Raw genomic sequence first — 1334 nt, 5'->3', positions numbered from 1 at the left:
AGCACTGATGAATCCCCTAATGATTTTTATCAAAATCATTAAGTTAAGGTAGATACACATCTTGTCATATGATCAAATGGTTTCGCCAAAAATCAATAATCAGACAACAAAATGTGCGAACTCGATATTTTACACGACTCTCTTTACCAATTCTGCCCCGAATTACACTTAAAACGACTCAACAGCTTAACGTTGGCTTGCCACGCCTTACTTGACTGTAAAACTCTCACTCTTACCGAACTTGGCCGTAACCTGCCAACCAAAGCGAGAACAAAACATAACATCAAACGAATCGACCGATTGTTAGGTAATCGTCACCTCCACAAAGAGCGACTCGCTGTATACCGTTGGCATGCTAGCTTTATCTGTTCGGGCAATACGATGCCCATTGTACTTGTTGACTGGTCTGATATCCGTGAGCAAAAACGGCTTATGGTATTGCGAGCTTCAGTCGCACTACACGGTCGTTCTGTTACTCTTTATGAGAAAGCGTTCCCGCTTTCAGAGCAATGTTCAAAGAAAGCTCATGACCAATTTCTAGCCGACCTTGCGAGCATTCTACCGAGTAACACCACACCGCTCATTGTCAGTGATGCTGGCTTTAAAGTGCCATGGTATAAATCCGTTGAGAAGCTGGGTTGGTACTGGTTAAGTCGAGTAAGAGGAAAAGTACAATATGCAGACCTAGGAGCGGAAAACTGGAAACCTATCAGCAACTTACATGATATGTCATCTAGTCACTCAAAGACTTTAGGCTATAAGAGGCTGACTAAAAGCAATCCAATCTCATGCCAAATTCTATTGTATAAATCTCGCTCTAAAGGCCGAAAAAATCAGCGCTCGACACGGACTCATTGTCACCACCCGTCACCTAAAATCTACTCAGCGTCGGCAAAGGAGCCATGGATTCTAGCAACTAACTTACCTGTTGAAATTCGAACACCCAAACAACTTGTTAATATCTATTCGAAGCGAATGCAGATTGAAGAAACCTTCCGAGACTTGAAAAGTCCTGCCTACGGACTAGGCCTACGCCATAGCCGAACGAGCAGCTCAGAGCGTTTTGATATCATGCTGCTAATCGCCCTGATGCTTCAACTAACATGTTGGCTTGCGGGCGTTCATGCTCAGAAACAAGGTTGGGACAAGCACTTCCAGGCTAACACAGTCAGAAATCGAAACGTACTCTCAACAGTTCGCTTAGGCATGGAAGTTTTGCGGCATTCTGGCTACACAATAACAAGGGAAGACTCACTCGTGGCTGCAACCCTGCTTACTCAAAATCTATTCACACATGGTTACGTTTTGGGGAAATTATGAGGGGATCTCTCAGT

The 1334-nt window shown here is 44.0% G+C and carries 1 protein-coding gene; it reads left to right on the top strand.

Annotated features, from left to right (window positions below):
• The first annotated feature begins 111 nt into the window (after positions 1-111).
• On the top strand, positions 112-1320 hold the full coding sequence (locus R7R24_RS24550; RefSeq protein ID WP_001352368.1) for an IS4-like element ISVsa5 family transposase: 1209 nt from the start codon (positions 112-114) through the stop codon (positions 1318-1320).
• Positions 1321-1334: the final 14 nt, after the last annotated feature.

The sequence above is a fragment of the Vibrio sp. 704 genome, from assembly GCF_033339295.1.
This window is presented reverse-complemented; position numbering and strand designations above follow the sequence as displayed.